This window comes from Phenylobacterium aquaticum (genome assembly GCF_947378715.1).
Lineage (GTDB): Bacteria > Pseudomonadota > Alphaproteobacteria > Caulobacterales > Caulobacteraceae > Phenylobacterium > Phenylobacterium aquaticum_A.
On the sequence record NZ_CANCLE010000237.1, the window covers coordinates 1 to 4,174 of the forward strand.

General features: G+C 67.7%; 4 protein-coding genes and 1 tRNA gene. 2 read left to right on the forward strand and 3 right to left on the reverse strand.

All coding sequences use genetic code 11. From position 1 onward, the window contains the following. Positions 1 to 603 precede the first annotated feature (603 nt). Positions 604 to 1,497: a WecB/TagA/CpsF family glycosyltransferase gene (locus Q7P21_RS19660; protein WP_304172078.1), complete on the forward strand. Its 894-nt coding sequence runs from the start codon at positions 604 to 606 to the stop codon at positions 1,495 to 1,497. A 17-nt stretch (positions 1,498 to 1,514) separates the two neighbouring features. Here Q7P21_RS19660 and Q7P21_RS19665 read toward each other — a convergent pair. From Q7P21_RS19665 to Q7P21_RS19675, 3 genes are all read right to left on the reverse strand, one after another. Next, positions 1,515 to 1,603: transfer RNA gene (locus Q7P21_RS19665), tRNA-Leu, on the reverse strand. 13 nt (positions 1,604 to 1,616) lie between these two features. Continuing rightward, entirely contained in the window at positions 1,617 to 2,438 is an 822-nt protein-coding gene (locus Q7P21_RS19670; protein WP_304179997.1) for an N-acetylmuramoyl-L-alanine amidase, read from the reverse strand. Positions 2,439 to 2,461: 23 nt separating this feature from the next. Beyond that, positions 2,462 to 3,424 carry a hypothetical protein gene (locus Q7P21_RS19675; RefSeq protein WP_304172082.1) on the reverse strand — a complete coding sequence of 321 codons (963 nt, stop codon included), beginning with the start codon at positions 3,422 to 3,424 and terminating at the stop codon, positions 2,462 to 2,464. A gap of 481 nt (positions 3,425 to 3,905) precedes the next feature. Between Q7P21_RS19675 and Q7P21_RS19680 the strand changes: the two genes are divergently transcribed. Continuing rightward, on the forward strand, positions 3,906 to 4,174 hold a 269-nt coding region (locus Q7P21_RS19680), incomplete at its 3' end, for a phosphoadenosine phosphosulfate reductase family protein (RefSeq protein ID WP_304179999.1).

Consider the following 4,174-nt stretch of genomic DNA (forward strand, 5'->3'; position numbering starts at 1 on the left):
ACCCAAATCCGAAAACCCGGATGGCTCATGGTATTGTCTTCAAGAGACCGCAAATTCGTCGACGTCTATATGGCCTGGTTAAGGCCATCGCTAGAGCGCCGCCGCCTGCGTTTCTCTTTCCAATTCAACAATGTCAAAGACCAAACCCGGCTTCCGCCAAGCCCACTGTTTAGCGCCGGTGGCCGGCGGAGGCGGTTATCTAGTGGGAGGCCCCTTTCCTGTCAATCAGTCGTTTCGGACTTTCTGAAAATCCTGCGGGCCGCTCCATTGCCCGGCGACAGGGCGCCGGCGCCTGGCCACTGAATTCGCCCGGCCTTTCGGCCGTACGGGCTTCACAAGACGTTGTAGCGCAAGGCTTTCACGCAAGGCCGGGGATCGGCTCTCGTTCTGGGGGCTGAACCCAGCGCCGCAGACCTGCTGGATTTCGGGGCGCCGGATCGCGGCACCAGGACCCTCCGCCACCGGAAGACTCAGCGGCCCCATCGACGAGTCGGCGGCGGCGGCCGCGCCTGCGCACCCTGGCAGGGAGTCTTAACCCGCGAGCTCTAGGGTCTGGGCTCACGAAGCCGGCCCATTCGGGCGTTGAATCAGAGGTCGACCCCCGTGGAGAGTCGAGGCCAGGAGCGTCGAGACGAACGGCGCCGGGATTTCCGCAAGGCCCGTCGGGCCGGGGAGCGGATCAAGCTCCTGGGCGTCACCCTCGATCTCGTCCGCCTGGAGGAGATCATGCACCATGTGGCCGCCCATATCGCGGCGCGCACGCGGTTCGTGGTCGCCAATCACAATGCCCACAGCGTCTATCTGATGGGACGGAACCCCGAGTTCGCCCGCTACTTCGACCACGCCGACCTGACCATGGTCGATTCCGGCCCCATGGTGCTGCTGAGCCGGATTGTCGGACTGAATGCGCGGCGGTTCCACCGCTGGACCTATCTCGACTGGCGCCACCACTTCTGGAGCCTGGCCAATCGTCACGGCTGGCGCGTCTTCTATCTGGGCGGCGCCCCCAGCGTGCCGGAGGCCGCAGCCCAGGCGCTGACGGAGAAGTATCCCAACGCGACGATCGGGGTGCGCAACGGCTATTTCGACGCCACCCCTGGTTCCGCCGACAACACCGAGATCGTGGCCCAGATCACCGCCTTCCAGCCCGACGTGATCTTCGTGGGCATGGGCATGCCGCGACAGGAGGTCTGGCTGCTGCATCACCTGGAGCAGCTGCCGCCCTGCGTCACCTATTCGATCGGCGCGGCTTTCGACTATGAGGCCGGCGTCCAGTACAGCCCGCCCCGCTGGGCCGCCCGCTGGGGCTTCGAATGGCTGGCGCGGCTGCTGGCCGACCCACGCCGGCTGTTCGGCCGCTACTGCGTCGAGCCCTGGTTCCTGATGGGCCTGGCGCTGCGGGACGTCGCCGGGGCCGTCCGGGCCGGACGATTGTTCAAGGGGTTCTCGACGCCGGCGCCATCGCCCCCATCTCGCCTGACCGAAGCCCAGCCCTAGGCACAGGCGCGATCGATTGGTGCGGGCGGCCGGGGTCGAACCGGCACGGGCCTCGCGGCCCTACGGATTTTAAGTCCGGTGCGTCTACCAGTTTCGCCACGCCCGCTTAGGGCCGAGGCTTAGCCGTCGCCGCCGCCGGTTGGAAGGGGGCGAGCGGACGGGACCGGCGCCTTGTCCATCGCCGTCCAGGTCTTGGGACCGACAATACCGTCCGCCACCATGCCGGCCGCGCGCTGCACTTCGCGCACCGCCGCCTCCGTGACGGCGTCGAACGACCCGGTGACGGCCACTCCGACCTTGGCCTGGACCTCGCGGACCAGGTCGCCCTCGTCGCCGCGCCGCAAGGTGGGCCGCGCCTGGTCGTCCTGGGCGGGGATCGGCGGGCGCACCGGCATGGCGCCTTTCATGTGGCCGGCGACGTGGGCGCGGAACTCGTCCATGTCCATGTCCGGATCGACCTTGCGACCCTGAGGCCGGGCGTATTCCTTGTGACCGCAGCACATGCCGGCCGGCGCGCCGGCGCGGGACAACAGGGCCGCAACCCCGCGCTTGTAGGCGTCGACCTGGACATCGGCCCAGGCCTCGCTGCCGTCGCCTGCATTCTCGGCCTCGATGCCGATCATGTGGGTGTTGCCGCCCTCGACGTCGCCCCACTGGCCTGAGCCCGCATGGTTCGCCCGGCCGGCGGCGACCAGGTAGAAGGTGCCGTCACGCCCCAGGCCCAGCTGGGCCAGGGGACCGCCGAGATCCGGCCGGCCCTCGGTGATCAACTTCAAGCTCGGCATGTTGCCCGCGGCCTTGGTGGCGGTGTGATGGCAGATCACGCCCTTGATCGCGCCCATCTCGCCCCGCCCGCGGCTGCGCCAGCCCGGGGTGGCGGCCACCTTCAGGCCCGCGTCCAGCAGGGCCTGCTCCATCCACACCAGCGAATATTCCGCCAAAGCGTCCCCTCCCCGGCCTGGCGTCAGGCGCGCAGCTTGACCACGCCGCCCCGCGCCGGCGGCAGATGTTCGTCCGCGGTCGCCTCATCCTCCGAGACGCCCAGGTCGCAGATATGCGCCTCGCCCTCGTGCGCCGGGTCCTGGGCGACGGGACGAAGCTTGCCGGCGCTGGAGTTCTGCATGGCCTGGGTCGCTGTGCGTTCGCTGGCCAGGGTCGGCTTGGTCTTTTCCAGAAGGTCGGGCACCAGCCGTTCCAGGAAGCCGGCGGTGAACCCCAGGACGGTGACGAACATCCACTTCTGCTCATCACTGGCGTCACCCCCCGGAACGGGGACGCCCAGATTCACCAGCTGCGCCTTGAGCATGCAGTAGAGGATCATGCCGGAGATGACGCCGATCACCACCCGCAGGATCGCGTCGATGGTGTTGTCGGCCCATTGGAAATCGGTCAGCACGGTTCGCCCGCGAATGGCCGTGGCGATCGAGAAGAAGGCGCCCACCGCGCCCGCCCCGCCGCCAAGCCAGATGCCCTGGCCGTCGTGCGGCAGGTTGATGATCTTGGCGACCATCGGGTTGAAGCCGACGATCATCGCGGCCACCACCACGACCGAGGTGAGCAGCGCCACCAGGAGATAGGAGAAGCGCGCCCAGGAGGTGCGCACATCGACGATCTCCTGCTTGACCAGGTCCAGGATCGCGGCCGCGCCGACCCGGTCGCCTTCCAGCGCCACCACCAGGGCGTCGGCCACGCCGCGGTTGAACCGCTTGGAGCGCGCCGGGCCCCAGCCATCGATCAGGCTGTTGATCTGGCCACGCAGCGGATTGAGCGGCGCCAGGGTGGCGCGCTGGGTGCTCGCGAGGCTGGGGTCGTCTGCGAAATGGACGATCACCCGCATCGGAGTCCGATAGACGGCGTAGAGCGGCGTGTGCTTGGCGTACACCTCGACGATCCGCGCGGACGCCGCGTCGGCTGCGTTAAGCTTCACGTCGTCAACACAGACAAGCGGCATGCCCGACCTGAAAGCTAGAGGTGCAATAAAAACAGGGTCATGGCCGCAGACAGGCGACCGATTCCGGCACTCAAGACCTAGACAACTGAGCCGGAGCCCCCGACATGGTTAACGATGCCATGTCGGGGGCTTCTCTACAACGCAGATCGCCTTCTAGGTGTGGGCTAAGTCCGGCGCTGCTACCCGTCTCATCACGCCCCCGCGCCGGCGCCCTGGAGCGTCCCAGAGCGGGGGTTGAGCCCTGCCACGCAACAATTCTCGCCCCAGGTCCAGATTAATTGCAGCGACTTGTGGGCCGGTGACGGCGATGTAGCGCGCCGCACTTGCCGTTTCACGCCTGGGTGTCCGAGGGTCTCCGCGTCTGCGGCGCCGCGAGACACCCGGCGGTATCGGCCTATAACCTGACGATGCGCCCGCCGGCCCGGCGGCCGGATCGGGTATTTGGAGCCCTGACGCGATGAACGCGCCTTCCAGGCTAGACCCCGCCGCCGGGATCGGCCCCGCCACCTTGACCCACCTCCAGCGGCTGGAGGCGGAGTCCATCCACATCATGCGGGAGGTGGCCGCCGAGTCCGAAAAGCCGGTCATGCTCTATTCGATCGGCAAGGACTCGGCCGTGATGCTGCATCTGGCGGCCAAGGCCTTCTATCCCTCCAAGCCGCCCTTCCCGCTGCTGCACGTCGACACCACCTGGAAGTTCCAGGCCATGTACGCCATGCGCGAGAA